General features: G+C 70.7%; 18 protein-coding genes. 10 read left to right on the forward strand and 8 right to left on the reverse strand.

What is annotated here, in order from left to right:
* Positions 1-15: 15 nt before the first annotated feature.
* The 5 genes from V6M51_RS12510 to V6M51_RS12530 form a co-directional block, all read right to left on the reverse strand.
* Entirely contained in the window at positions 16-906 is an 891-nt protein-coding gene (locus tag V6M51_RS12510) for a PEPxxWA-CTERM sorting domain-containing protein (RefSeq protein ID WP_332767607.1), read from the reverse strand.
* A 140-nt stretch (positions 907-1,046) separates the two neighbouring features.
* Positions 1,047-2,744 carry an N-acetylglucosamine-specific PTS transporter subunit IIBC gene (gene nagE / locus V6M51_RS12515; RefSeq protein ID WP_332767609.1) on the reverse strand — a complete coding sequence of 566 codons (1,698 nt, stop codon included), beginning with the start codon at positions 2,742-2,744 and terminating at the stop codon, positions 1,047-1,049.
* Between the two features lies 1 nt (position 2,745).
* Positions 2,746-5,217, reverse strand: coding sequence for a phosphoenolpyruvate--protein phosphotransferase (gene ptsP / locus V6M51_RS12520; protein WP_332767897.1), 2,472 nt, complete (start codon positions 5,215-5,217; stop codon positions 2,746-2,748).
* A gap of 19 nt (positions 5,218-5,236) precedes the next feature.
* Complete coding sequence (locus V6M51_RS12525; protein WP_332767611.1) at positions 5,237-7,528, reverse strand: family 20 glycosylhydrolase; 2,292 nt, start codon at positions 7,526-7,528, stop codon at positions 5,237-5,239.
* A gap of 181 nt (positions 7,529-7,709) precedes the next feature.
* Positions 7,710-10,370 carry a TonB-dependent receptor gene (locus tag V6M51_RS12530; protein WP_332767613.1) on the reverse strand — a complete coding sequence of 887 codons (2,661 nt, stop codon included), beginning with the start codon at positions 10,368-10,370 and terminating at the stop codon, positions 7,710-7,712.
* A gap of 243 nt (positions 10,371-10,613) precedes the next feature.
* On the opposite strand from V6M51_RS12530, the gene V6M51_RS12535 reads away from it, so the two are divergent.
* The 10 genes from V6M51_RS12535 (at position 10,614) to V6M51_RS12580 (ending at position 21,919) form a co-directional block, all read left to right on the forward strand.
* A complete protein-coding gene (locus tag V6M51_RS12535) occupies positions 10,614-11,351 on the forward strand; it encodes a GntR family transcriptional regulator (RefSeq protein WP_332767615.1) in 738 nt (245 codons plus the stop codon).
* A gap of 67 nt (positions 11,352-11,418) precedes the next feature.
* Positions 11,419-12,420: an SIS domain-containing protein gene (locus tag V6M51_RS12540; RefSeq protein WP_332767617.1), complete on the forward strand. Its 1,002-nt coding sequence runs from the start codon at positions 11,419-11,421 to the stop codon at positions 12,418-12,420.
* On the forward strand, positions 12,420-13,562 hold the full coding sequence (nagA, locus tag V6M51_RS12545; protein ID WP_332767619.1) for an N-acetylglucosamine-6-phosphate deacetylase: 1,143 nt from the start codon (positions 12,420-12,422) through the stop codon (positions 13,560-13,562). The genes V6M51_RS12540 and nagA overlap by 1 nt, the downstream gene beginning before the upstream one ends.
* Before the next feature lie 107 nt (positions 13,563-13,669).
* Entirely contained in the window at positions 13,670-14,026 is a 357-nt protein-coding gene (gene copC, locus V6M51_RS12550; RefSeq protein ID WP_332767621.1) for a copper homeostasis periplasmic binding protein CopC, read from the forward strand.
* Between the two features lie 6 nt (positions 14,027-14,032).
* The gene (copD, locus tag V6M51_RS12555; protein ID WP_332767623.1) at positions 14,033-14,953 is read left to right on the forward strand and encodes a copper homeostasis membrane protein CopD; all 921 of its coding nucleotides are present in this window, start codon (positions 14,033-14,035) and stop codon (positions 14,951-14,953) included.
* A gap of 55 nt (positions 14,954-15,008) precedes the next feature.
* The gene (locus V6M51_RS12560; protein ID WP_332767625.1) at positions 15,009-15,377 is read left to right on the forward strand and encodes a hypothetical protein; all 369 of its coding nucleotides are present in this window, start codon (positions 15,009-15,011) and stop codon (positions 15,375-15,377) included.
* A 93-nt stretch (positions 15,378-15,470) separates the two neighbouring features.
* Entirely contained in the window at positions 15,471-16,754 is a 1,284-nt protein-coding gene (locus tag V6M51_RS12565; protein ID WP_332767627.1) for a TolC family protein, read from the forward strand.
* Positions 16,751-18,217, forward strand: a complete 1,467-nt coding sequence (locus V6M51_RS12570; protein ID WP_332767629.1) for an efflux RND transporter periplasmic adaptor subunit — start codon at positions 16,751-16,753, stop codon at positions 18,215-18,217. The genes V6M51_RS12565 and V6M51_RS12570 overlap by 4 nt, the downstream gene beginning before the upstream one ends.
* Positions 18,214-21,357 carry an efflux RND transporter permease subunit gene (locus V6M51_RS12575; RefSeq protein ID WP_332767631.1) on the forward strand — a complete coding sequence of 1,048 codons (3,144 nt, stop codon included), beginning with the start codon at positions 18,214-18,216 and terminating at the stop codon, positions 21,355-21,357. Before V6M51_RS12570 ends, V6M51_RS12575 begins: the two co-directional genes overlap by 4 nt.
* Positions 21,358-21,415: 58 nt before the next feature.
* A complete protein-coding gene (locus V6M51_RS12580) occupies positions 21,416-21,919 on the forward strand; it encodes a YybH family protein (protein ID WP_332767633.1) in 504 nt (167 codons plus the stop codon).
* A gap of 56 nt (positions 21,920-21,975) precedes the next feature.
* On the opposite strand, the gene V6M51_RS12585 is transcribed toward V6M51_RS12580, so the two are convergent.
* From V6M51_RS12585 to V6M51_RS12595, 3 genes are read right to left on the reverse strand one after another with little or no spacing between them, the layout of a single operon-like run.
* A complete protein-coding gene (locus V6M51_RS12585) occupies positions 21,976-23,082 on the reverse strand; it encodes an ABC transporter permease (RefSeq protein WP_332767635.1) in 1,107 nt (368 codons plus the stop codon).
* Positions 23,082-24,179, reverse strand: coding sequence for an ABC transporter permease (locus V6M51_RS12590; protein ID WP_332767637.1), 1,098 nt, complete (start codon positions 24,177-24,179; stop codon positions 23,082-23,084). Before V6M51_RS12590 ends, V6M51_RS12585 begins: the two co-directional genes overlap by 1 nt.
* Complete coding sequence (locus V6M51_RS12595) at positions 24,176-25,876, reverse strand: ATP-binding cassette domain-containing protein (protein ID WP_332767639.1); 1,701 nt, start codon at positions 25,874-25,876, stop codon at positions 24,176-24,178. Before V6M51_RS12595 ends, V6M51_RS12590 begins: the two co-directional genes overlap by 4 nt.
* Positions 25,877-25,879: the final 3 nt, after the last annotated feature.

A 25,879-nucleotide genomic window follows, 5' to 3' on the forward strand; every position in this document is an offset into this window, starting at 1 on the left:
TCCGTATCGGGACGATCAGGCCGCCTGGGCCACGGTCCTGCGGCGGCGGAGCCCCGCGCCCGCCAGGCCGAAGCCCGTGATCATCATCGCCCAGGTCGCCGGCTCGGGAACCGCCGAGACCTCGAAGTCGAAGGTCGAGGTGGAGCGTCCGAAGCTGAAGCTCACATTGTCGACGGCGCCGACAAAGGTCCCGGGACTCCAGCCGGAGCCCACGCCGGTCGAGAAACCGATCACCATGGCGCCGGCGTTGGCCGCCGACCAATCCGAGAGGCTGTGCAGGCAGGACTGGCAGTGCGGCCCCACGCCGCCGGGCGGCGGGATCACGAAGTTCGAGCCGGTGGCCCAGAACAGCGAGGTGGTCGTGTCGATCAGGGTGGTCTGCCAGGAATCGGTCGGCACCGTCCCCGGCAACTGCTGGTAGGGCTCGAAGACGAAGTAGCCGAAGCCGCCCTGAGCGTTGGTCATGGCCAGGCGAAACGCCGGGGCCGGAGCCGAACCGATGGTCGAGGCGCTGTCGCGGAACCAGTCGTAGCTGGCGCCGCTGAAGTCCGTCAGCAGCACGGGTTGGGAGAAGTAGTACTCCATGTCCGCCTTCGACGGGCCCGAGCCATCGGTGCTGAAATAGATCGAGCCGTTGCCGCCGTTGGCGTCGGCATAGTCGGTGGTGATCCCAACCACGCCATTGCCGCGGACGTTGCGCTGTTGCCATTGATCGTAGGCGGGCGCCTCGCTGCCGAAGCCGACCGCGGCGGGATTGGTCGACCGGGTCCCGGTCGAGTCGGTGGTGGTCGAACCGGCCGAGATCGAGCCCAGTTCGGTGTTTTCGACCACGGTCGCCGCCGCGGGCGCCGCCGTCGCGACGACCGCCAGCATGGTCGTAGCGGCAAGCATGACTCTAAGCTGCATCAGAACCCCCCAATGTTGAAAAATGAGAACCCCTGGTGGCTAAATTCCGCCACCGCGTGCAGCCACGTTAATCAATATTAACTACGAGGGAAGCGCCCTTCCCCTTGCGGTTGAATCTTGGGACAGGCGCCGAGCGCGAGCTATCTGCCTCGAATCCCCTCCGCCAGGGCGGCGGCGTCGGAGGCCAGCAAGAGCTGCAGGCTTCCCGCCGAGGGATCGACGATGGCGCGGGCGCCCAGCGCGGTCAGGGCCGCCCGGTCGACGAGGTCCTTGGCCGCCAGGTCCAGCCACAGACGGTTTGACGCCGCCCCGGCCATGAGCACATTGCCCGAACCGCCCAGGGCCTTCAGCCACGGACCGGGATCCGCGGCCTCGGCCGGCGGCGTCGCGGGGCCTCGCGCCACGGCGGCGCGGATCTCGCCCGCCACCTGGTCGGCCACGGGACCCAGCACCACCTGCAACGCCTTCTCGGACGGCCGCACCATGCCGCGCGAACCCAAGCGCTTCAGGGCCGCCTCGTCCACCGCCTTGGGATCGGCCAGGATCAGCCGCAGGCGCGTGGTGCAGGCGTCGACGCCGACCAGGTTCTTAGGCCCGCCCAGCGCGGCCACGAAGTCGCCGCCCCGCCCGCCGCCCGCTCCAGCCATGGGCGCGGCGACCGCCTCGCCCTCGGCCTCACGGCCGGGGGTCTTCAGATCGAAGCGCACGATCGCCCAGCGGAAGAGGCCGTAATAGACGGCGAAATAGGCCAGGCCGACGGGGATCAGCAGCAGCGGCCGGGTGGCTTTGCCGTAGTTCAGGAAGTAGTCGAAAAAGCCCGCCGAGAAGCCGAAGCCGAGCTTCACGTCCAGCAGCCCCATGACGATGAATGACAGCCCGGTGAGCACGGCGTGCAGGGCGTAGAGCGCCGGCGCCAGGAACATGAAGGTGAACTCGATCGGCTCGGTCACCCCGGTCAGGAAGGTGGTCAGCGCCATGGAGGCCAGCATCCCACCCACCGCCTTGCGCCGCTTGGCCGGGGCGGCGCGGTACATGGCCAGGCAGGCCGCGGGCAGGCCGAACATCATCACCGGGAAGAAGCCCGCCATGAACACCCCGGCGCTGGGGTCGCCGGCGAAGAACCGGTTCAGGTCGCCCGTGGCGCCGTGATAGTCGCCGACGATGAACCAGGCGATGTTGTTGAGGATGTGGTGCAGGCCCGTGACGATCAGGGCGCGGTTCAGCACCCCGTAGACGAACATGCCGAGCTCGCCCGAGCCGATGATGGCGCGGCTGGCGCCGTCCACCGCGGAGTTCACCGCCTCGTAGCTGAACCCCACCAGGGCCGCGAGGCCGAGGCCCGCGAGGCCCGCCACGATGGGCACGAACCGCCGACCGCCGAAGAAGGCCAGGTATTCCGGCAGCTTGATGTTGGAGAACCGATTGTAGAACTGCCCGCCGATCACCCCGGAAAGGATGCCGATCGGTACGCTGAGCTTGGCGACCGCCTTCTCCTTGAAGGCCGCCGTGGCCAGGGCGACGGCGTCCCCGGTCATGCCCATCAGGGCCTCGGGCGGAACATGCAGCAGGGTCTGTGCGCCCTCCACGGCGATGAGGAAGCAGACCACCCCGGCCAGGCCCGCCGCCCCGTTGTTGTCGCGGGCCAGGCCCACGGCGACGCCGGCGGCGAACAGCAAGCCGAGATTGGCGAAGATCGCCTGGCCGGCGGCGGCCACGAAGGCGATGTTCAGCAAGTCCGGCTGACCGAGACGCAGCAGAAGGCCCGCGACCGGCAAGACGGCGATGGGCAGCATGAGGGCGCGGCCCAGGGACTGCAGGCTTTCGAGGGGCGAGGCCATCTCAGGCGCCTCCGGTGAGGAAGGTGTTGGAGAGCGCCCGCACCGCCTGGGGCGAATCCTGAGCCAGCGCCTCGGCGGCGAGCTTGCGGCAGGCGCCGGGCGACAGGGTGCGGATCATGGACTTGACCTCGGCTATGGCGGCGCCGGGCATGGAAAGCTCGGTGACCCCCAGGCCGATCAGGATCGGGGCGGCGGCCACGTCCCCGGCCAGGCCGCCGCAGACCCCGGTCCACAGGGCGTGCTTGCGGCCACCCTCCGCCGCCGCCGCGATCAGGCGCAGGACGGCCGGGTGAAGCGCGTCGACCTCGGCGGCCAGCTCGGGATTCCCCCGGTCCATGGCCAAGGTGTACTGGGTGAGGTCGTTGGTGCCGATTGAGAGGAAATCGGCCTCGCCGGCCAGCTGGTCGGCGATCATCGCCGCCGCCGGGGTCTCGATCATCACGCCCAGGTCGACACGGCCCTCGAAGGCGACGTCGCGGCGGGCCTCGTCCAGGGCGGCGCGGACGGCCTTCAGCTCGGCCAGGCTCGCCACCATGGGCGCCATGATCTTGGCGCCCGCCGCGCCGCGCAGGATGCCGCGGAGCTGTGTCCGCAGCAGCTGCGGCCGCCGCAACAGGACGCGCACCCCGCGCACCCCGAGCGCCGGGTTCTCCTCGGCGGCGATGGGCAGGTAGGCGGCCGACTTGTCGCCGCCCACATCCAGCAGCCGCACGATCAGCGGACGGCCTTCCAGCGCCTCGGCGATGGCCCGGTACTGGGCGGCCTGTTCGTCCTCGTCGGGGGCGGTCTCCCGCTCCAGGAACAGGAACTCGGTGCGCAGCAGGCCGCAGCCCTCCGCCCCGGCGGCGAGCGCGCCCTGGGCGTCGCCCAGCGATCCCAGGTTGGCGAACACCTCGATCCGCGTCCCGTCGGCCATGCGGCAGTCCTCGCGCGCCATGGCGCGGGCGGCGGCGCGGCGCTGGTGGCGGGCGGCGAGCGCGGTCTGGGCGGCCTCGAGCGCGGCGGCGGCCGGGGCCACCTGCAGCGAGCCGGCGTCCGCGTCGAGGATCAGGCAGGTCCCGTCACGGATCGCGGCCACCGCCGGGCCCGCGGCCACCAAACAGGGCACGCCCATGGCGGCGGCCAGGATGGCTACGTGGCTGGTGGGACCACCCTTGGCGGTGCAGATCCCGGCCAGGCGCGAGGCGTCCAGCGCCATGAGCTGCGAAGGAAGCAGTTCCTCCGCCAGCAGGATGGATCCGGACGGCAGGTCCGGAGCGCGGTCCTCCTCCCCGGCCAGGGCCTGGAGAACGCGCCGCTCCAGGTCGACCAGGTCGTCGACGCGCTCGGCCATCCGGGGATCGCGCAAGCCGCGCAGGGCCCCCACATAGTCGCCGACCGCCGCCTTCCAGGCGAAACCGGCGCTCTTGCCCTCGCCGATCCGCCGGCGGGCTTGGCCGGTCAGCTCCGGGTCCTCAAGGAAGGCCGCGTGGGCGCCCAGGATCGAGCGGCGCGCCTTGTCGCCCTCGCCGGCCATCACCGCGATCCGCGCGCGCACCTGCGCCAGGGCAGTCGACAGGGCGGCCTCCTCATGAGTCGCGCCGGCCCCGGCCTCGACCACGGAAATCTCGGCGCGGAACAGCCGCACCGCCTTGCCCACCGCCAGGCCCGGGGCGGCCATCACCCCGCGTAGCTGGCCGGGGTTGGCCAGGGCGGACGCCGAAGGTTCCGACGACTCAGGCGCGACCGCGATCGGCGCGGCCTCCCCCATGCCGCCCTCGATCAGGGCCGCGATCGCGGCGACCGACGCCTGGGCTTGCTCGCCCGTCGCGGAGAGCAAGACGGCGTCGCCGTGCCGCAGGCCGAGCGTCATCAGGCCCACCGGGCTCTTGGCGTTCGCCCGGCGACTGACGGTGGCCAGCGAGATCTCCGCCGGAAACGACTTGGCGAGGTCCGCCACGCGGGCGGCGGGGCGCGCATGCAGCCCGTGGATCATCGGGATCACCAGCCGGCGCTCCACGGTGGGTCCGGCGACGGGCGCGATATCGTGGGCCGCCGTCTCGCCCCGCGTGAGCTCGATCAGCGGCTCGCCCGCCGCGACCAGGCGGCCGGCCTGGCGCAGGGCCATCCTGTGACCGGCCAGGTCGGTGACCACCATGGGCGAGATCAGGCTCTTGGCCCGCCGCGCCAACAGGTCGAGGTCGAAGCCGATCAGACGCTGGCCGGCGGTGACGGCCTGGCCGTCGGCCACATGGACCTCGAAGCCCGCGCCGTTCAGGGCGACGGTCTCCAGTCCGATATGGATCAGGACCTCCACCCCGCCGGCGGTCCGCAGGGTCACGGCATGGCGCGCGGCGTGGACGGAGATCACCGTCGCGTCGCAGGGTGCGTAGAGCAGGCCTTCAGTGGGCTCGACGGCCACCCCGTCACCCAGCATGGCCTCGGCGAAGACCGGATCGGGAACCTCGGAGAGCGGCGCGGCCCAGCCGGCCATGGGCGAGAGCAGCACGAGATCAGCGGCCACGGGGCGCCTCCGCGACCAGGGTGACGCGGTCGAGCGCCCACATGGGCTCGACCGTCTTCTGGGTGAAGGTGAAGCACAGATCGCGCGGACCGGCCTCCCCCTTGATCTCGCTAGTCAGGACGGTGACGCCCTGCGACTTCGCCGCCGGCGCCAGCGGCAGGACCGCGACCACCGGCCCCTGGCAGGAACCCTGGCGAACCTCCAGTTCGCCCTGCGGCGTGGCCGGCGGGCGGAAGACGATCTTCTCGATGTCCTTGCCGATCTGGAAGTTGAACGGCAGCTGGCCGACGGCGACCTCGATCCGCGACACGCCGGAGAGGTCAGCGCCCTCATAGGTCCAGCAGGGCGCCAGGACGTCGATGAGGAACCGGGCGCGTTCGCCGCGCACCGGCGCGTCGTCCTCGAGGTTCAGCAGGATGTTCTCGGAGCAAGATTTCAGCTCCTGGCTCCTCCGGGTGCGGATCGCGCGGGCGTCGACCTTGATCGCCGAGGCCGGCGCCAGGGCCTGGCCGGCGCGATAGGCCTGGGCGCGGACAGTCGCGCCCAGCTTGACTTCGAGCGGCGCGGCATAGATCGGCGAGGCCGGCGTCGGCGCCGAGCCGTCCAGCGTGTAACGGATCTCACCCAGGCCCTCGGCGCCCAGTAGCGCCAGCCGGGCGCCGTCGCCCGCGGGATCGCCCAGGCCACGTACTTTCAGCGGCGTCTCGTCATAGGTCTGGCCCAGCGCCCGGTAGCGGGCCAACTGGGCCGGCAGGCGATCGGCGAACCCGTTCCAGTCGCGCCGGGCGGCGGGCGCCCAAGCGATCTCGGCCAGGGCGGCGGCGCGGGGGAACAGCATCATCGCCGCCCGCTGTTCGGTGCGCACATGCTCGGTCCAGAGATTGGCCTGGACGCCGAGGATGTGAGGGCGCTCGTCGTCGTCCAGCGCGGCCGGCATGGGGTCGAAGTCGTAGACCGTCTTCAGCGACACCACCTGTCCGCGTCCCGGCGGCGCGTCGGGCGAGGCGCTCTGGCCGTTGTCGAGATAGAGGGTCGGCGCCGGCGACAGGACCGCGTCGTGACCCAGCTTGGCGGCGACAATCGCCCCGTCGATCCCGCGCCAGGAGGTGATCGTGGCGCCCTTGGCCACCCCGCCCTCGAGGATCTCGTCCCAGCCGATCAGCCGGCGGCCCCGCGCATTCAGGACCTGTTCGATCCGCGAGATGAACCAGCCCTGCAGCTGGGCCTCGCTGCCGATGTGCAGGGCCTTCATGCGGGCCTGGACGGCGGGGCTGGATCGCCACTGGTCCTTCACCGCCTCATCGCCGCCGACGTGGATGTAGCGGCTGGGGAACAGCTCGGTCACCTCGGCCAGCACGTCCTCCAGGAAGCCGAAGGTCGGCTCCTCCACATTGTAGAGATAGGGGAAGACGCCCCAGTCGCCGGAGATGTTGTCGGTCGGAACCGGCGCGGAACCGAGGTGCGGATAGGCCTGGATCGGCGCGAGCGCATGGCCCGGCATCTCGATCTCCGGCACGATGGTGACGTGACGGGCGGCGGCGTAGGCCACCAACTCGCGAACCTGGGCTTGGGTGTAGAAGCCGCCGATCACGCGCGGCTTGCCGGTCTTGGGATCTATGTCGGCCGCGGCGGCCGGGCCCGCCGGGACCCGCCAGGCGCCGACCTCCGTCAGCCTCGGATACTTCCGGATCTCCAGCCGCCAGGCCTGGTCGTCGGTCAGGTGCCATTGCAGGGTGTTGAGCTTGACCAGGGCCATCTGGTCGATGAGGCCCTTGATGAAGTCGACGCTCTGGAAGTGGCGCGCGGAGTCCAGCATCAGCCCGCGCCAGGCGAAGCGCGGCGCGTCGTCGAGCGTCACCGCCGGGATCTCGACCGGGCCCCTGCCGGGGGTCTGGGTGGCGAGCTGCCAGACGGTGACGGCGCCGTAGAACAGGCCCGCCTCGCCAGAGCCCGTGACCGCGATCCCGTCCGGCGACACCGCCACCTTGTAGCCTTCGCCGGCCCCTTGGCCGCCAGCCAGACGGATGGCGGGCTCGCCTGATTTCGGCGTTCCGACGGCCAGATTCAGACCCCGGGTGCGCTGGAGCAGGTCGGCCAGGAACTGGGCGGAGGCCCGGGCGCGCGGATCGCCTGCCTCGACGGAGATCACCGTCCGCGACGTCAGATGGAAGGAACCTGCCATCGGAGCCTCGCTGGCCGGCGCCGGGATCATCGAGACGCGTTCGGCGGCCGCGGCGGGGGCGGCGATCAGCAGAGCCGCCAGGAACAGGGAACGGATCATCGATGCGCCCGCGCAAAAAAGAGAGCGGAGCGGCGAACCGCCCCGCCCAGGGCCCACGTTCTCACGGAGGCGGGGATTGGGGGAGGGATAGGGGGCGCGGCCTGGGCTCATGAGGTCATCCTGAACCAGACCGCGCGCCGGACGAAGCGGCGGGGGGCATCCCACCGCCTCGTCCGGGGTCTCAGAAGGTCAAGCTCACGGTGGCCAGGAACTTCCGGCCGGTCCGATAGACGCCGCGCGGCAGGGCCGTGGTGTTGGCGTAGGCGTAGTACTCGGTGTCGAATAGGTTCATGCCGGCCAGGGTCAGGCTGACATTGTTGGTGAAGTTGTAGGTGCCCGACACGTCCAGCGACTTGTAGGGGCGGACATACATCTCGTCGCCGCGGTCGACCCCGGTGAAGTACTTGGACCGCCAAGTGTAGGTCGCCCGCACGGCCACCGGACCGTTCTCGTAGAACGGGCTGACATTGACCTGGTGCTTGGAGTTGTAGGGCAGGGCCGCGCCGTTGGCCCCCTGACCGTCGGCATAGGTGTAGTTGGCCAGCAGGCCGAAGCCCATGGCGTAGTTCTGCTGGTAGGCGATCGACACGCCCTTCACGTCGGCCGAGCCGGCGTTGCTGGGACGGCTGATCTGATAGGTCGTGACCCGGCCCTGGGACTGGTTGAAGTACTGCTCAGGTCCGGTCCGTTGCAGGATGTAGTTGCTGATGTCCTTGTAGAAGAACTCCGCGGCCAGGATCGCCTGAGGCTGGAAGTACCACTCGGCCGAGAAGTTGAAGTTGCTCGACTTGTAGGGATCCAGGTTCGGATTGCCGCCATTGCCCGTGAGGATGCCGTCGGACAGCTGGAAGAAGTTGGTCATGTCGGCGTAGTTCGGCCGGGCGATCACCTGGGCCGCGGCGAAGCGCAGGATCAGGTCGTCGGAGACGCTATAGGCCAGGTTCACGCTGGGCAGGACGTTGTCGTACGTCTTCGACGTGGTCTGCCAGGTCCAGTGAGCCGGGGCCGAGCAGGCCGTGCCCGGGTTGCAGACATAGCCCGCGCTGTCGACGCCGGTGTGGACATAGCGGACGCCGAAGTTGCCGCGCAGTTCGCCGGCCTCGATGCTGGCCTGGGCGTAGACCGCGTTGATGTCCTCCTGGATCGCCCAGTTGCCGGCGGTGAACTCCGGAGCGGCGAAGATCGACGGCACGGGCATGGTGCGCCCGGCCGTCAGCCAGGAGCCGCTGGTGACGTACTGGACCATCGACGGGCCGTCGATCCGGAAGCGGTTGCTCATCTGGTCGTTGGCGCCGAAGCCGTTCAGGTAGTTGCCGGGCGCGGTGCTCGGGCTGAACTGGCTGGCCGGGGCGGCGACGCCGGTGATGGCGATGCCGGCATATTGCTGGCTGGTCTCGTGGCGACGGAACTTGTAGCCGATCTGGACGCGCTTGATGACGCCGTCGAGGTCCATGCCGAAGTCGGCCTGGGCGTACTTCTCTTCATCCTCGGTGGGCTTGGTGACCAGGTTGCCGCTCCAGCCCGGATCGGTGGCGAAGGCGGCGGGATTGCCCTGGACATTGGTCGTGTAGGTCAGCAGGCCGGGCGTGCCGGGCGCGCCGCTGATGTCGACCGTGTAGTTGGCCCAGTTCAGGAACTCGAGGAACACTTGGCGCTTGGTGCCGCCGTCGGCCTTGGAGATCCCCGCCACGCCGGACAGGTCCCAGCCGTCGCCCTTCCACTTGCCGCGGAAGTCGTAGGTGTCGGAGTTCATCTCCGCCTCGCGGTACTGGACGTCTAGCACGCTGAGGGCGTTGTTGAAGGTCGCCGAGGTGACGACGCCGTTGGCGACCGAGAGGCCGGTGAGCGCGCCCAGGCTGTTCCAGGTGTTGCCCTGGAAGGCGTACATCGACTGGTTCAGGTTGTCGTACTGGGCCTCGATCTTCAGCCAGTTGAACTCGAGTTCCAGCTGGTCGTTCGGCCGGAACTGGACCGAGCCGGTATAGGTCAGACGGTCGCGTTCCTGCTCGAAGAACGAAGTGCCGAAGGCGTTGGGGCTGCGGGCCGTCAGGTTGGCGCTCAGCGTGGTGGCGCAGGTCCCGACGCAGCCGAAATTGCGCGAGTCCACGGGATTGTCGGGGTTGCCGCCGGCCCATTGGTTGGCCGCCATGGTGCCGTAGGTTTCCACCCCGTCGCGACGGAGTTGGTCGGTGGCCTTCTGGACGGAGAAGGCGACACCGAGGGTCTCAGCCTCGTTCTTCCAGCTGCCGATCAGGGCGCCCTGGAGGTCGCCCTCCTTGGAACGGTCGTTATAGAGATAGCCGATCGAACCCGCGATGGTCGGCGACTTGAGGTCGAAGGGCTTGCGGGTGCTGACGATCACGGTGCCGCCGATGCTGCCCTCGTCGATGCGCGCTTCCGGCGTCTTGTAGACATCCACGCGGCCGACGATCTGCGGCGCGAGAAGGGCGTAGTTGAACGTCCGGCCCGGGCTGTCGAGGATGAACCAGTCGGCCGACGCCACGGTCTGGCCGTTGAGCAGGGTGCGGTTCAGCGCCGGGTCCGTGCCCAGGATGCTGACTTTCTCGCCCTGGCCGAACTGGCGGTCGACAGTGACGCCGGGCACCATGGTCAGGGCCTCGGCGACGTTGGTGTTGGGAAACTTGCCCACGTCCTCGGCGGTGACCGAGTCGACGATGGCGTCGGCTTTGCGCTTGGTTTCCAGCGATTGCTGCAAGGAGGCGCGGATGCCGGTGACCACCACCTCGTCGACCGTGGAGTCCTGCGCGAAGGCCGGACCGGCTAGGCCGATGACGGCGGCGCTGACCGATGCGATCAGCAGAGACTTGCGATATTCGTTCACTCGGCTTCTCCCCAGAATTCCGGCGGGTCGCCGGAGCCGACGCATGTCCAATGTGATACCAATTGTCAGCGCTTCAGCGCATAAACCGGCGTTCACCGACCTGCAGGACCAAACTGTGCGCAGTTTCACAAAATTGACAAGCCCAAAAAGAGACCAATTGCGTTCCACGTACATATTGGTATCTAACTGGTCTCACGAAACGTCACGCCAACGGTCCGCCGGGCCTGAGCTGGAGAGACGCCCTTGAGCTTTTCCGAACGCATAGGACGCTTGGACGCCGACGAGCACGCCCCGCTCTACCGGCAGCTCCAGCGCGCCCTGCGCATGGCGATCCAGAACCGGGTGCTGGGCCCGGACGACGCCCTGCCGGCGGAGCGCGAGCTCGCCGAGGAGCTCGGGGTGTCGCGAATCACCGTGCGCAAGGCCCTGGACGGCCTAGTCTCCGAGGGCCTGCTGCACAGGCGCCAGGGGGCGGGCACCTTCGTCGCCGCCCGGGTGGAGAAAAGCTTCTCCAAGCTCTCGTCCTTCACGGAGGACATGATCTCCCGTGGGCGCACGCCGCATTCCACCTGGCTGTCCAAGGCCGAGGGTCAGGTGACGCCCGAGGAATCCCTGACGCTCGGCCTCTCGCCAGGCGCACCGGTCTATCGCTTCAACCGGATCCGCTATGCCGACGGGGCGCCGATGGCGCTGGAATATTCCACGGTCCCGGCCTTCGCCTTGCCCTCCCCGGACTTCGTGGAGACCTCGCTCTACGAGGCTCTGGAGAAGACCGGCCACCGCCCCGCCCGCGCCCTGCAACGGCTGCGCGCCGTACTGTTCACGCCGGAGCAGGCCGAGCTGCTGACCATCGCCCCACGCGATCCCGGTCTGCTGATCGAGCGGCGGGGCTATCTGAAGGACGGCCGCGCGGTGGAGGTCACGCAATCCTACTATCGTGGCGACGCCTACGACTTCGTCGCCGAGCTGAACGCACTCTAGTGAAACCGCCGTGCCCCGGAGAAAGCGCTTGAAGTCCCAGTCCGCGACGCGTCCGCAGGACACGCGCATGTTCAGTGAAGCGGCCGAGGCGCCCGCCGTGGTGGCGCGCCTGCTGGCCGCCAACCGCGAGGCGGCCCGGGCGCTCGGCGAAGAGCTGCGCGCCCTGAAACCCCGGGCCGTGGTCACCTGCGCCCGCGGCTCGTCCGACCACGCGGCCACCTACGCCAAGTACCTGGTCGAGACCGGGACCGGGGTGCTCACCTCGTCGGCCGCCCTCTCGGTGAGTTCGGTCTACGCCGCCGAGCCGCGGCTGGAGGGGGTTCTCTACCTGGCCATTTCGCAGTCGGGAAAGAGCCCGGACCTGCTGTCGGCGGTCGAGGCGGCCAAGCGCGGCGGCGCCCTGGTGGTGGCCCTGGTCAATGACGAGACCTCGCCCCTGGCGGTGCTCGCCGACCGCACCCTGCCCCTGCATGCGGGCCCCGAGCTCAGTGTCGCGGCCACCAAGTCCTATATCGCCGCCCTCGCCGCCATCGCCCAGCTGGTCGCCGCCTGGACGCAGGACGACCGGCTCGAAGCCGCGCTCGACAGGCTGCCCGAGGTTCTGGCCCGGGCCTGGGAGATGGACTGGAGCCCGGCCGCGGCCCGGCTGAAGGACGCCCACAACCTCTATGTCCTTGGCCGAGGGGTCGGCTTCGCGGTGGCCCAGGAGGCGGCGCTGAAGTTCAAGGAGACCTGCGGCCTGCACGCCGAGGCGTTCAGCGCCGCAGAGGTGCTGCACGGCCCCATGGCCTTGGTGACGGCGGGCTTCCCGGTCCTGGTCTTCGCCCAGGCCGACGAGAGCGAGGCCAGCGTCCTGGAGATGGCCAAGGGCCTGGAGGCGCGGGGCGCCGATGTCCTGCTGGCCGGCGGCCCGGCCTCCAACGTCCTGCCGACGCTCGCCACCCACCCGGTCCTCGAGCCGATCGTCCGCATCCAGAGCTTCTATCGGATGGCCAATGCGCTCTCCCTGGCCCGCGGCCACGATCCCGACCGCCCGCCTCACCTCAACAAGGTGACCGAGACCGTCTGATGGCCATCGTCCTCGAAAACGGCCGGGTCTTGACGCCGCGCGGGTTCGAAGCCGCCGCCGTGGTCGTCGACGGCGAACGCATCACCGCCGTTGGGCCGCCGGAGGTCAACAGCGGCGACCAGCGGATCGACCTCGAGGGCCGCTACCTGCTGCCGGGCTTCATCGACACCCAGGTGAACGGCGGCGGCGGCATGCTGTTCAACGCCACCCCGACAGTCGAGGCCATCGCCACGATCGGCGCGGCGCACCGGCGGTTCGGCACGACGGGCTTCCTGCCCACCCTGATCAGCGACGACCTGGCCACCGTGGAGCGGGCCATCGTCGCCGTCGACGCGGCCATCGAGCAGGGCGTGTCGGGCGTGCTCGGAATCCACATCGAAGGGCCCTTCCTGGCCGAGAGCCGCAAGGGGGTGCATGACTCATCCAAGTTCCGCACCCTGGACGAGGCGGCGCTCCGGCTCCTGACCTCGGCCCGACGCGGCAGGACCCTGGTCACCCTGGCGCCCGAGACCACCACCGACGAGATGATCGGCCGCCTGCGCGCCGCCGGCGTCACGGTCGCGGCGGGCCACACCAACGCCACCTATGAGCGGCTGCGCTCGGCGCTCAACGCTGGCCTGACCGGCTTCACCCACCTGTTCAACGCCATGTCGCCGCTCACCAGCCGCGCGCCCGGCGCGGTGGGCGCCGCCCTGGACGATCCGGACAGCTGGTGCGGGGTCATCGTCGATGGGCGGCACATCCACCCGGCCACCCTGGGCATCGCCTTCCGCGCCAAGCGGCACGATCGGTTCATGCTGGTCACCGACGCCATGCCCAGCGTCGGCATGACCGATAAGACCTTCACTCTACAGGGCCGCACCATCCGCGTGGTCGACGGGGTCTGCGTGGACGAGGACGGCACCCTGGCCGGCTCCGACCTCGACATGATCGGGGCGGTGCGCAACGCCGTGGCGATCACCGGCCTCGACCTGGCCGCGGCCGTCGGCATGGCCAGCGCCGCCCCCGCCGCCTTCCTGGGCCTCTCGGCGGACCACGGCGCCATCGCCACCGGCCTGCGCGCCAACCTGGTGGTCGCCGACCAGACCCTGCAGGTCACCGAGACCTGGATCGACGGCCAGCGCCTGGTCGTGACGGGCTAACCGGTCCTCGACAGCAACGCATGGCGCCTGTGCAAAGGCGCCATGAGGGATAGGCTCACCCCGCGCGTAGAGATCTAGGACTTCCCAACCCAGCCGCGGAGATCTGCATGTCCCTTCGACCCGCCCTCGTGCTCGCCTTCTCCGCCGTCGCCGTCCTGGCCGCGGGCCAGGCCTCCGCCCACGCCAAGGTCGTCAGCTCCAGCCCCGCCGAGAACGCCACCGTGGCGGCGCCGCCTCAGATCACCCTGCGGTTCAACGAGAAGCTGCAACCCAAGTTCTCGAGCTTCGAGCTGATGACGGGCAAGACCGTGGCGCCGGTCAAGGTGACCGTCAGCCAGGACAAGCTCTCGCTGGTCGGGACGCCTAAGCGCCCGCTGACCGCCGGTACCTATGAGGTGAAGTGGCACGCGGTCACCGCCGACGCCCACCGCATGGAAGGCGCCTACACCTTTACTGTCCGCTGACGGCCCATGGACGCCGCCGTCGTCGCCGTCCGGTTCCTACAGTTCGCGGCAGCCACCGTGCTGTTCGGCGCGCCGCTCTTCCTGCTCTACGCCTTGAAAGGACCCGATCGGGCGGCGCCGGTCTGGCCGCGCCCGCTGCTGGTGATCGCGAGCCTGGGGCTCGCACTCGGCGCGGTGGCCGCCCTCCTGGCCCAAACCGCGATGATGGTGGGTGACCCGGCGGCGGCCCTGGACGGCAGGATGCTGAGCACGGTGATGCTGGAGACTCCCTTCGGCCTGGCCATCGCGGCGCGCGGTCTCGCCGCCGCCGCGGCGCTGGCGCTCTGCCTGCTGTGGCGGCCCAGCCCGGGCTTGTGGCTCGCGCTGACCGGCCTCGGCGGCGCGGCGCTCGCGAGCTTCGCCTGGACGGGACACGGCGCGGCGACGGAAGGTCCCGGCGGCCCGTTGCATCTTGCGGCCGACATTCTGCACCTGCTGGCGGCCGGCGTCTGGATCGGCGCCCTGGCCGCCCTGGCGCTGATGCTGCGCGCCACGATCCGGGCGCCGAATCCCGCGGGTGTCCGGGCGCTCCACGCGGCGCTGGCCGGCTTCTCGGGGATCGGCTCGGCCGTCGTGGCGACCCTCGTACTCACCGGCCTCGTCAACAGCTGGTTTCTCGTCGGCTTCGAGGGCGTCGGCCGGATGACCACCTCGCCGTATGGTCTGCTGCTGCTCGCGAAGCTCGGGCTGTTCGCCGCCATGCTGGCCCTGGCCGCCGCCAACCGATTCGCTCACACGCCGCGGCTGGCCGCCGTCATGGCCGACGACTCGCCCGCCGCCGCCCTGCGCGCCCTGCGCCGCAGCGTGCTCCTGGAGACGGCGCTCGCGGCAGCGGTGGTGGCCCTGGTCGCTGTTCTCGGTAGTCTCGCGCCAGTTTCGGCTGGATAGGCGCCGCTTGACCTTGGTCAAAGACGCCGCCGCGCGCTGCTGCTACCGTAGAAAAATGATCGCGCGTCTCCTTGCGCTCTTCGCCGTCCTGGCCCTGGCCCTCAGCCCCGTGAACGCCGCGGCGGCGGCCGGCGTCTGCGCCCACATGTCGGACGGCGGCGAGGTCGGCGTCATGCTGCAACCGCAAGCGTCGGCCGAGGCGATGGACGTTATGCCGTGCTGCGATCCAGATCCGTCGAGCACCATGGATCCCGCCTGTGTCGCGACCTGCGTCGCCATGGCCGGAGTGGTGGCCGACCTTCTCCAGGCGATCACCGTCAAGCCGCCGGCCCTCGCGCGGACGCCGTTCGTCGCCGACAGGTCGTGCGCCCTGCCGGACCGACCGCCGTCGAGGTTGGAACGACCTCCCAGACCCATCGCCTGAAGCCTCCGCGCCGCCGGTCGCCCGCGAGGGCCCCACGGCGGCTGACACCGCACGCCCGCGTGCCGTCGATCCCTGTCTTCAGGACGAAATCTCATGTCGTGGACACCCTTCCGCGCGGGCGCGCCAAGCCGCCGCCGCGCCTCGCCGTGCCGCCTTCCGGCCGGGCTCTGCCTTGCCGTCGCGCTGGCCGCGGGGCCCGTCGAAGCGGCGCCGGTCACGTTCGCCGCAGCGCTCAAGCTCGCAGAGGACCAGGCGCCCGAACTTCAGGCCGGCACCCTGCAGGTCGAGGCGGCGCGATCGGCGGCGCGTGCGGCGGGCGCCCTGCCCGACCCGAAGCTGCAAATGAGCTTGGAGAACCTGCCGATCTCCGGCCCGGACGCCGGGCGCCTCGACGCCGAAGCAATGACCATGGCCCGCGTCGGCTTGATGCAGGAGCTGCCGAACGGCGCCAAGCGTCGCGCCGAACGGGACCGTGCGGGGATCGACGTCGCCGCCGCCCAGGCCGACCGGCGGGCCGTGAGCCGGGACGTCAGGGTCGCCGCGGCGGGCGCTTGGATCGACCTCTACTACGCGCAGCGGCGGCTCCGAGCGCTCGACGAGGCCGTGTCCACATTGACGCCGCTCTGGGACGCCGCACTCGCCGGCGTCGCCTCGGGCGCTTCGCGGCCCGCCGCCGCGCCGGAAGCGCAGCGCCTGCGGGCGGACCTGGAAGACCGCCGCAGCGAGCTGGTCGCCGAGGTCGCCAGCGCACGCGCCAGGCTGGCGCGCTGGACCGGGGATCCGCAGGTGGAGGCGGCGGGAGCCGCCCCGCCGCTGGAGTTCGACGCCGCCGCCCTACGCGCCGAGCTGGAGCGCCATCCGAGCCTGGCGGCGCTGGACGCCGCGACCCGGCAGGCCGGCGCCGAGGTGGCGCTGGCGCGGGCGGGGAAACGGCCGGACCTCGGACTGGAGCTCGCCTACCAGCGGCGCGACCCGATGTTCGGCGACATGGTCTCGGTGGGGGTCACCGTCAGCCTGCCGATCTTCGCGAAGACCCGGCAGGACCCGATCATCGCCGCGCGCGTCGCCACCGCCGGCCAGGCGCGCGCGCGGCGCGAGGCGGCCGGCCGGGCGCTCACCTCCGAGCTCGAGCAGGGCCTCGCCGACTACGCCATGCGCCGCGAGCAATGGCTGCGCGCCCGCGACACGCTTCTGCCCCTGGCCAGGACACGCGCCGATCTGGAGACCGCCAGCTACGGCGCGGGCCGCGCGGGCGTCGTCGAGGTCACCGAAGCGCTCACCGGCCGCGCCGACGCCCAGCTCACCCTGCTCGAACGGGAGGCGGCGCTCGCGCGCGCCGCCGTCCGGCTCACCCACGCCTTCGGGAGCGACCAATGACACCCCTCAAGATCTCGCGGGCCGGCCTTGCCGCCGGCGCGCTCGTGGCCGCCGCCACCCTGGCGGGCGGAGTGCTGATCGGCCGGGCCACGGCGCCCGAACACGCGGCCCCGGCCCCGGCCGGGCGCAAGGTGCTCTACTGGTACGACCCGATGGTCCCGGGCCAGCGCTTCGACAAGCCCGGCAAGTCGCCCTACATGGACATGGCGCTGCAGCCGAAATACGCCGACGAGGCTGGCGGCGGCGGGGTGCGGATCGACCCGGCCAGGACCCAGAACCTCGGCGTGCGCCTGGCGACGGTGGAGCGGGGTCTGCTGCCCGGTGGCGTCGCGGCGACGGGCGTCATCGAATACAATGAGCGCGACCTGGCGGTGGTCCAGGCCAAGGCGGCCGGCTTCGTTCAGCGTGTCTACGCGCGCGCGCCGGGCGACGTGATCGCAGCCGGGGCGCCGCTGGCGGACATCCTGGTTCCAGAGTGGGCCGGGGCGCAGGCCGAATTCCTCGCCGTGCGCACGACCGGAGACGCCGCGCTGACGCGCGCCGCGCGCCAGCGCCTGCAGCTGTTGGGCATGCCGCCGTCCCTGGTCGAGCAGGTGGAGCGGTCCGGCCGCGTGCGCAACGTCGTGACCGTCTCCGCTCCGGCCGGCGGAGCGATCAAGACGCTGGGCGTGCGGGCCGGCATGACCGTCGCCGCGGGCCAGACGCTGGCGGAGGTGAACAGCCTCTCCCGCGTCTGGCTGAACGCCGCCGTGCCCGAGGCCCTCGCCGGCGAGGTGAGGCCCGGCCAGTCGGCGACCGCCACCCTGACGGCCTATCCCGGCGAGATATTCGAGGGGCGCGTCGCGGCCCTGCTTCCACAGGCCGACGCGGCCAGCCGCACGATCACGGCGCGCGTGGAGCTGGCCAATCCCCGGGGACGTCTGCGGCCCGGCATGTTCGCCAACGTCCAGCTGGCGGGGACCGGACAACCGGCCCTGCTCGCGCCCTCAGAGGCCGTCATCCGCACGGGACGCCGTTCCGTGGTGATGGTCGCCGGCCCCGGCGGCGGCTTCCAGGCGGCGGAGGTCCGCACCGGGCGCGAAGCCGGGGGGCGCACCGAGATCCTGCAGGGATTGTCCGAGGGCGAAAAGGTGGTGGCTTCCGGCCAGTTCCTGATCGACTCCGAGGCCAGCCTCGCCGGCCTCCGCGCCCGACCCGCGCAGCCCGAGGGCGACCCCCACGCCGGCCACGCCGCGCCGGCGCTGCTCGAAGGCGCTGGCCGCATCGAGGCGCTCTCGCCGGTCAGCGTGACGTTGTCGCACGGAGCGATCCCGGGCGTCGGCTGGCCCGCCATGACCATGGCGTTCCGCCTCGCCGACCCGGCGCTGGCGCGCGGCCTGAAGGTCGGCGACCGCGTGCGCTTCGCCTTTGACCAGCAAAGCGGGCCGACGGTGCGACGCATGTCGCCGGAGGGCCAGCCATGATTGGCGCTGTCATCCGCGCTTCGGTCCGGGCGCGCGTCCTGGTGCTGGTCGCCGCCGTCGCCCTCGCCGTGGCCGGGGTGCTTGCGGTCCGCGGTACGCCCGTGGATGCGCTTCCCGACCTGTCGGACGTGCAGGTCGTGATCCGCACCCCCTATCCCGGCCAGGCGCCGCAGATCGTCGAGAACCAGGTCACCTATCCGCTCACCACCACCATGCTGTCGGTGCCGGGGGCGAAGACCGTGCGCGGCTATTCCTTCTTCGGGGACAGCTTCGTCTATGTGCTGTTCGAGGACGGAACGGACCTCTATTGGGCCCGTTCCCGGGTGCTCGAGTACCTGAGCCAGGTGCAGAGCCGCCTGCCGGCGGCCGCCCGCCCTGCCTTGGGGCCCGACGCCACCGGGGTCGGCTGGATCTACGAATACGCCCTGGTCGACCGCAGCGGTCGCCACGACCTCTCGCAGTTGCGCGGCCTGCAGGACTGGTTCCTCCGCTACGAGCTGAAGACCCTGCCCGGCGTCGCCGAGGTGGCCAGCATCGGCGGCATGGTCCGTCAGCATCAGGTGGTCCTCGACCCGGTGAAGCTCGCGGCCTACGGGGTCACTTTCCAGGACGCCGCCGACGCCATCCGGCGGGCCAACCAGGAGACTGGCGGCTCGGTCGTGGAGCTCGGCGAAGCCGAGTACATGGTCCGCGCCACCGGCTATCTGGAGAGCCTCGACGACTTCCGCGGCATCAGCCTGCGGACCGCGGGGAGCGGAACGCCGGTGAGGCTGGGCGACGTGGCCACGATCCAGGTCGGGCCGGAAATGCGCCGCGGCGTGGCCGAGCTCAACGGCGAGGGCGAGGTGGCCGGCGGGGTGGTCATCCTGCGCTCCGGCGAGAACGCCCGCGCGACCCTCGAGGCGGTGCACGAAAAGGTCGCCGCCCTGAAGCGAAGCCTTCCGCCCGGGGTGGAGATCGTCACCACCTACGACCGGTCGCAATTGATCGACCGGGCGATCACCAACCTGACCAGCAAACTCCTGGAGGAGTTCGTGGTCGTGGGGATCGTCTGCGCCCTGTTCCTCTGGCACGTGCGCTCCGCCCTGGTGGCGATCGTCACCCTTCCGCTGGGCGTGCTGTTCGCCTTCCTGATCATGCGGGTGCAGGGCGTGAACGCCAACATCATGTCGCTGGGGGGCATCGCCATCGCCGTCGGCGCCATGGTCGACGCCGCTGTGGTGATGATCGAGAACGCCCACAAGCGACTGGAACGGTGGGCGCACGAGAATCCCGGCGCCATCATGGATTCGCCCACGCGCTGGCGGCTGGTGACCGAGGCCGCGGCCGAGGTGGGGCCGGCGCTGTTCCTCAGCCTGGTGATCATCACCCTGTCGTTCGTGCCAGTGTTCGCCCTGCAGGCGCAGGAGGGGCGGCTGTTCTCGCCCCTCGCCTTCACCAAGAGCTACGCGATGGCCGGCGCGGCGATCCTCTCGGTCACCCTCGTGCCGGTGCTGATGGGCTATCTGATCCGCGGCCGTATCCCGGCCGAGGACGCCAACCCCATGAACCGATGGCTGACCGCCGCCTACCGTCCGGCGATCGACTGGGTGCTGAAGAAGCCGCGGACCGTGCTCGTGCTCGCGCTGGCCGTGTTCGCCACCACGGCCTGGCCGCTCAGCCGCCTGGGCGGCGAGTTCATCCCCCCGTTGGACGAGGGCGACCTGCTCTATATGCCCTCGGCGCTTCCCGGCATCTCGGCCGCCAAGGCCGCCGAGCTGCTGCAGCAGACCGACCGGCTGATTCGCACCGTTCCGGAGGTGAAGACCGTGTTCGGCAAGGCCGGCCGCGCCGAGAGCGCCACCGACCCGGCGCCCCTGGAGATGTTCGAGACCACGATCCAGCTCAAGCCACGGGAAGAGTGGCGGCCTGGCATGACGCCCGAGAAGCTGGTGGAAGAACTGGACCGCACCGTGAAGGTCCCGGGCCTCGCCAACGTGTGGGTGCCACCGATCCGTAACCGCATCGATATGCTGGCCACGGGCGTGAAGAGCCCGATCGGGGTGAAGGTTTCCGGGACCGACCTCGCCCAGCTCGATCGGGTGGCGGCCGCGGTGGAAGCCGTGGCCAGGCGAACCCCTGGCGTCAGCTCGGCGCTCGCCGAACGGCTGACGGGCGGGCGCTATGTGGATGTCGATATCGACCGGGCGACCATCGCCCGCTACGGGCTCAGCATCTCCGACGTCCAAGGGATCGTCGCCGGCGCGATCGGCGGCGAGAACGTCGGCGAGACGGTCGAGGGGGTGGCGCGCTACCCCATCAACGTCCGTTACCCACGGGAGCTGCGCGACAGCCTGGAAGGCCTGCGGGCGCTGCCGATCCTCACCCCGGCCGGGCAGCAGATCACCCTGGGTTCAGTCGCCCGCATCGAAATCCGCGACGGGCCGCCGATGCTGAAGACCGAGAACGCCCGCCCTTCCACCTGGGTCTATGTGGACGTCAGGGGCCGCGATCTGAACTCGGTCGTCACGGACCTGCGCCGCGCCGTCGCCAAGGAGGTCAAGCTGCCACCCGGCGTCTCGGTCGCCTATTCGGGCCAGTTCGAGTACCTCCAGCGCGCCGCCGAACGGCTGAAGCTCGTCGTCCCCGCCACGCTGGCGATCATCTTCCTGCTGCTCTACGCCACCTTCCGCCGATGGGATGAGGCCGCCCTGATCATGGCCACCCTTCCGTTCGCGCTCACCGGCGGCGTCTGGGCCATCTACGTCCTGGGCTACAACCAGTCCGTGGCCACCGGAGTGGGTTTCATCGCCCTGGCCGGGGTGGCGGCCGAGTTCGGCGTGGTGATGCTGATCTACCTGAAACACGCCCTGACCGAGCACGGCCCCGACCGGCTCGACGAGGCCGTGCGGGAGGGCGCCCTGCTCCGGGTGCGACCCAAGGCCATGACGGTCGCGGTGATCCTGGCGGGTCTCGCCCCGATCCTGGTCGGGCACGGCGCCGGCTCCGAAGTGATGAGCCGCATCGCCGCCCCGATGATCGGCGGCATGCTGACGGCGCCTCTACTGTCGATGCTCGTCATCCCCGCGGGCTATCTGCTGCTCCGGCGACGATGGCCGAACCGGGACGGCGCCCCTTCCCGGCAAGGAGACCGCGAATGACCATTCGCCCTCCTCGACGCCTCGATCCGCTTCACCTAACCTCCCGCCAGGAGTCCCAATGAACCTCGCTCGTTCCGCCTGCCGCATGGCGTGCGCCGCCGCTCTGCTGGCCGCCACCGCGGCCCACGCCCATCCCGCTGCGCACGGCGCGCCCGCCGCCCTCACGGCGCCCCAGGCTCCGGCCGAGGCCGCGAAAGTCATCGACGCCTTCCACGCAGCCCTGAGGCAGGGTGACACCGCCGCGGCCGCGGCGCTGCTGACGGACGCCGTGCTGATCTTCGAAGCCGGCGGCGCGGAGCGCTCGAAGGCCGAATACGCCTCGGCGCACCTGCCCGGCGACGCGGTGTTCGCCCAGGCCGTCGGATCGGAGCTGACCCGGCGGACCGGCGGGACCAGCGGCGATCTCGCCTGGGCGGCCAGCGAGGGACGCACGCGCGGGCGCTACAAGGATCGCGACGTGGACCGGATCACCACCGAGACCATGGTGCTCCGTCGACAGGCCGGCGCGTGGAGGATCGTCCACGTACACTGGTCGTCGCGGGCGGCCTCCACGGCGCACTAAGGCAGGTCAAGGGTGCGGCCCTTGCGGCCGGCGGCGAGTTCCGGCCGGGGTCGCGCTCACCACTGACGACGGAAGAGGAGCCAGCTCGTCAGGAACATGGGCGCGCTGATCGCGGCGAGCGCAGCGGCGTGAGGCCAAAGCTCGCCCATGCCGGCGCCCTTCAGGAACAGGCCGCTGATGCTCTCGATGAAGTGGCGCAGCGGGCTGATCTCGGTCCCGAGCTGCAGCCAGGCCGGCATGCTCTCGATGGGCGCGATGCTCCCTGAGAGGAAGAGCAACGGGAAGAGGCCGAAAAAGCTGGTCAGCATGGCTTGCTGCAAGGTGGTGGTGATGGTCGCCACAAACACCCCGATCGACACGGCGCTCAGCAGGAACAGGAGATCCAGCCCGACGAGGGTGGTCAGGCTGCCGTTCATCGGCACGCCCAGCAGGCGCAGCACCAGCAGGGTAGGGAAGAGAGACCCCAGGCAGATCACGATCGGCGGCGTCACCTTGCCGATGAAGAGCTCGTGCGCGCGGATCGGCGTGACCCGGATCTGCTCCAGCGTGCCGTTCTGCTTCTCACGGACCATCCCCGCGGCCGGCAGGATCACGGCCAGCATGAACCCCGCCTGCGCAAGCATGCCGAGCGCCATGAAGCGGGTGTTGGTGAGGTCCGGATTGTACCAGACGCGCACCACGGGCTGCACGCCGGCCCGCATGGCCATCGATCCCATCAGCTGCTCGCGGGTGAAGCTCGCGGTCATCTCGACGACATAGGCCCGGGCGCGGGACGCCACATTGGCGTTCGAACCGTCCACGACCACGCCCACGGACGCCCGGCGGCCGGCCGCGATGCGCGCCCCGAAGTTCGGCGGAACCTCCACGACCGCGTCCAGCGCGCCGCGCTGCAGCTGGCTCTCCGCCTGCCGCATGGAGGTGAACTCGTCGTGCAGCACGAAGGTGTCGGCGGAGGTGAGCTCGCGCACCAGGGCGCGGCTCGCCGCGCTGCGGTCGTGGTCGATCACCCCGAGCTTCAGGTCCTTCACGTCGAAGCCCAGCGCCATGGTGCACATGACCACCTCGACGGTGGTCAGCCAGAAGATCAGGAACAGCACCACCGGGTCGCGCAGCATCTGCGCGAATTCCTTGGCGATCAGGCCATAGAGGCGTCCGCGGACCATCACGCGATCCGCTTCTTGAAGAGCCAGGTGGCGAGCGCCAGGACGACGGCGGTGTAGACCACGAGCACGGCCACATTGACCCAGAGCTCAGCCAGCCCCGCCCCGCGCATGACGATCCCGCGCGAGATGTTCACGAAATACATCGTGGGGATCCGGGCCGAATAGCCCTGGAAGAACTCGGGCATCGTGAAGACCGGATAGACGAAGCCCGAGAACAGGAACGACGGCATCAGCGTCACGATCAGCGTCACCAGCATGGCGGCCACCTGGGTGCGAACCAGGGTGGACACCAGGAGCCCGATCGAGACCGTGCAGAGGACGTACACGAGCCCAAGCGCCGCCAGGAGCGCCAGGCTCCCGTGCATCGGCGTCTTGAACCACAAGAAGCCGGCCGCCAGCACGATGGCCAGCTGCAGGGCGGCGATGGCGACGTACGGCAGCAGCTTGCCGACGATGAACTCGAACTTGGTCAAGGGAGAGGCGTAGATCTGGGCGATGGCGCCCAGCTCCTTCTCGCGCGCCACGGCCAGGGCGGTGAGCAGCGGCGGGAAGGCCATGAGGATCACCGCAAACAGTCCCGGAACGATGAAGTCACGGCTGCGCAGCTGGGGATTGTACCAGACGCGCACCTCCGGCTGGACGGGCGTCTGCAGCGTCCCGCTCGGGAAGGCGTACATGATCGCGCGCCCGTAGGCGGACAGGATGGACGCCGTCGACGCGTAGGTGCCGTCCACCAGGAACTCGACCGGGGCCGCCTCGCCGCGCGAGAGGCGCCGTCCGAACCCCGGCGGGATGGAGAGCACGGCGCGCGCCCTGCCCTGCATCAAGGCGTGCTCGGCGACCCGTTCGTCCTCCGGGGCGCCCGCGAACCGGAAGTAGCGGGTGTTCAGGAACTGGTTCGAGAGCGAGCGGCTGGCGGCGCTCTTGTCGTGATCGACGATGACGAGCGGCGCGTTCTCCACGTCGAAGGACAGCGCGTAGCCGAACAGGAACAGCATCACGAGCGGCATGAAGAGCGCGATCCAGACCGTGATCGGATCGCGGACGATCTCCAGGACCTCCTTGTGCGCGAACGCGAGCATGCGGGAGAGTTTCATGCCGCCCTCGCCTCGCCCCGGGCTCGAGCGATGAATCCGAGGAACACGTCCTCGACGCGCGCCTCCGCGAGGCCGAGCTCCGCATTCAGGGCGGCCAGGGTCCCGAGCGCGATCATCCGGCCGTCCATCATCAGGCCGAGACGGTCGCAGTAGGTGGCTTCCTCCAGGTAGTGCGTCGAGACGATCACCGCGACGCCCTCGCCGGCCAGGGCCGAGATCAGCCGCCAGAAGCGGAACCGGGACAGCGGGTCGACACCGGACGTCGGCTCGTCGAGGAACAGCACCTTCGGCCGGTGCACGATGGCGCAGGCCAGCGCCAGGCGCTGGCGGAGCGCGCTCGAGAGGTTGCGCACCAGGCCATGGTCCGCCGTCGGGAAGCCCGCGCGGTCGCAGGCCCACCGGATGCGCGCCTTCATCTCGACGCCGGGGACCCCGTACGCCCGCGCGAAGAAGGTCAGGTTCTCCCCGGCGGTGAGGTCGGCGAACAGCGAAACCTTCTGCGACACGTAGCCGATGCTGGACCGCACCTGTTCGCTCTGCCGGACGACATCGAAGCCGGCCACCCGCGCCGAGCCTTCGCTGGGCGCCAGCAGCCCGCAGAGGATGCGGATCAGGGTGGTCTTGCCCGCGCCGTTGGGGCCAAGCAGGCCCAGCACCTCGCCGGCCTTGACCGCCACGGTCACATCACCGACCGCGACGAAGTCGCCGAACCGGCGGGTGACGTGCTCGGCGGCGACCAGCACCTGCGATCTTGCGATGCGGACGGGTTCCGGCGGCGGGGTGTCGGCCGGGCCGGCGCCGGAGGCCGCCACGGTGAACACGTCCTCCATCGTCGGCTCGACCGGCTTCAGCTCGCGGCAATGCAGCCCGAGGGCGGGCGGCCTGTCGGCGGCGCGGAGCTGGACGCGGACCTCCTCGGCCGAGCGGCGCTGGAAGCTCAGCACCTGCGGCGAGGTCGCCAGCGCCGCCTCGGCCGCCGCCGGATCGGCGGTGCGCACGCTGTAGACCCGTCCCCGCGCCATCTTGCGAAGTTCCGCCGGCGCGCCCATCGCCAACGGCCGGCCGTCGCGCAGCAGCAGCACCCGGTCGCTGGCGTCGGCCTCGTCCATATAGGAGGTGGCGAAGAGGATCGACCGCCCCTCGCCGCGCGCCGCATCCAGGATCCGCCAGAGTTCGCGACGCGAGAGCGGGTCGACGCCGAGGCTGGGCTCGTCGAGGATCAGGAGCGGCGGCTCGTGGATGAGGTTGGCGCAGAGCGCGAGCTTCTTGCGCATCCCGCCGGAGAGCGCGCCCTCGCGCCGCGTCTGGAAGCGCTCCAGGCCCGCCATCGCCAGGAGCTTGGCTTTGCGAGGCGCGAAGGCGTCCTTCGGGACGTCCCGGATGGCGGCAGCGAAGGCGAGATTCTCGGCCACCGTCAGCCGGTCGTAAAGCGAGAAGCCCTGCGACATGTAGCCGACGCGGGCCTGGACGCGGTCCGGCCGCTTGCGGACGTCCTCGCCCAGCACCCTGCAGGCGCCCTCCGTGGGCCGCAGGATGGCGGCCACCATTTGCAGCAGGGTCGTCTTGCCGGCGCCATCCGGCCCGACCACGCCGAACACCTCGCCGGCCCCGACGCGGAAGCTCACGTCCTGCAGGACGGCGCGCCCGCCAAAGCGGCGGCCAAGCCCGTCCGCCTCGATGACCGGGGTGGCGTCCATCAG

Origin of the sequence: Phenylobacterium sp. (genome assembly GCF_036677185.1) — a bacterium.
Classification (GTDB): Bacteria; Pseudomonadota; Alphaproteobacteria; order Caulobacterales; family Caulobacteraceae; genus Phenylobacterium.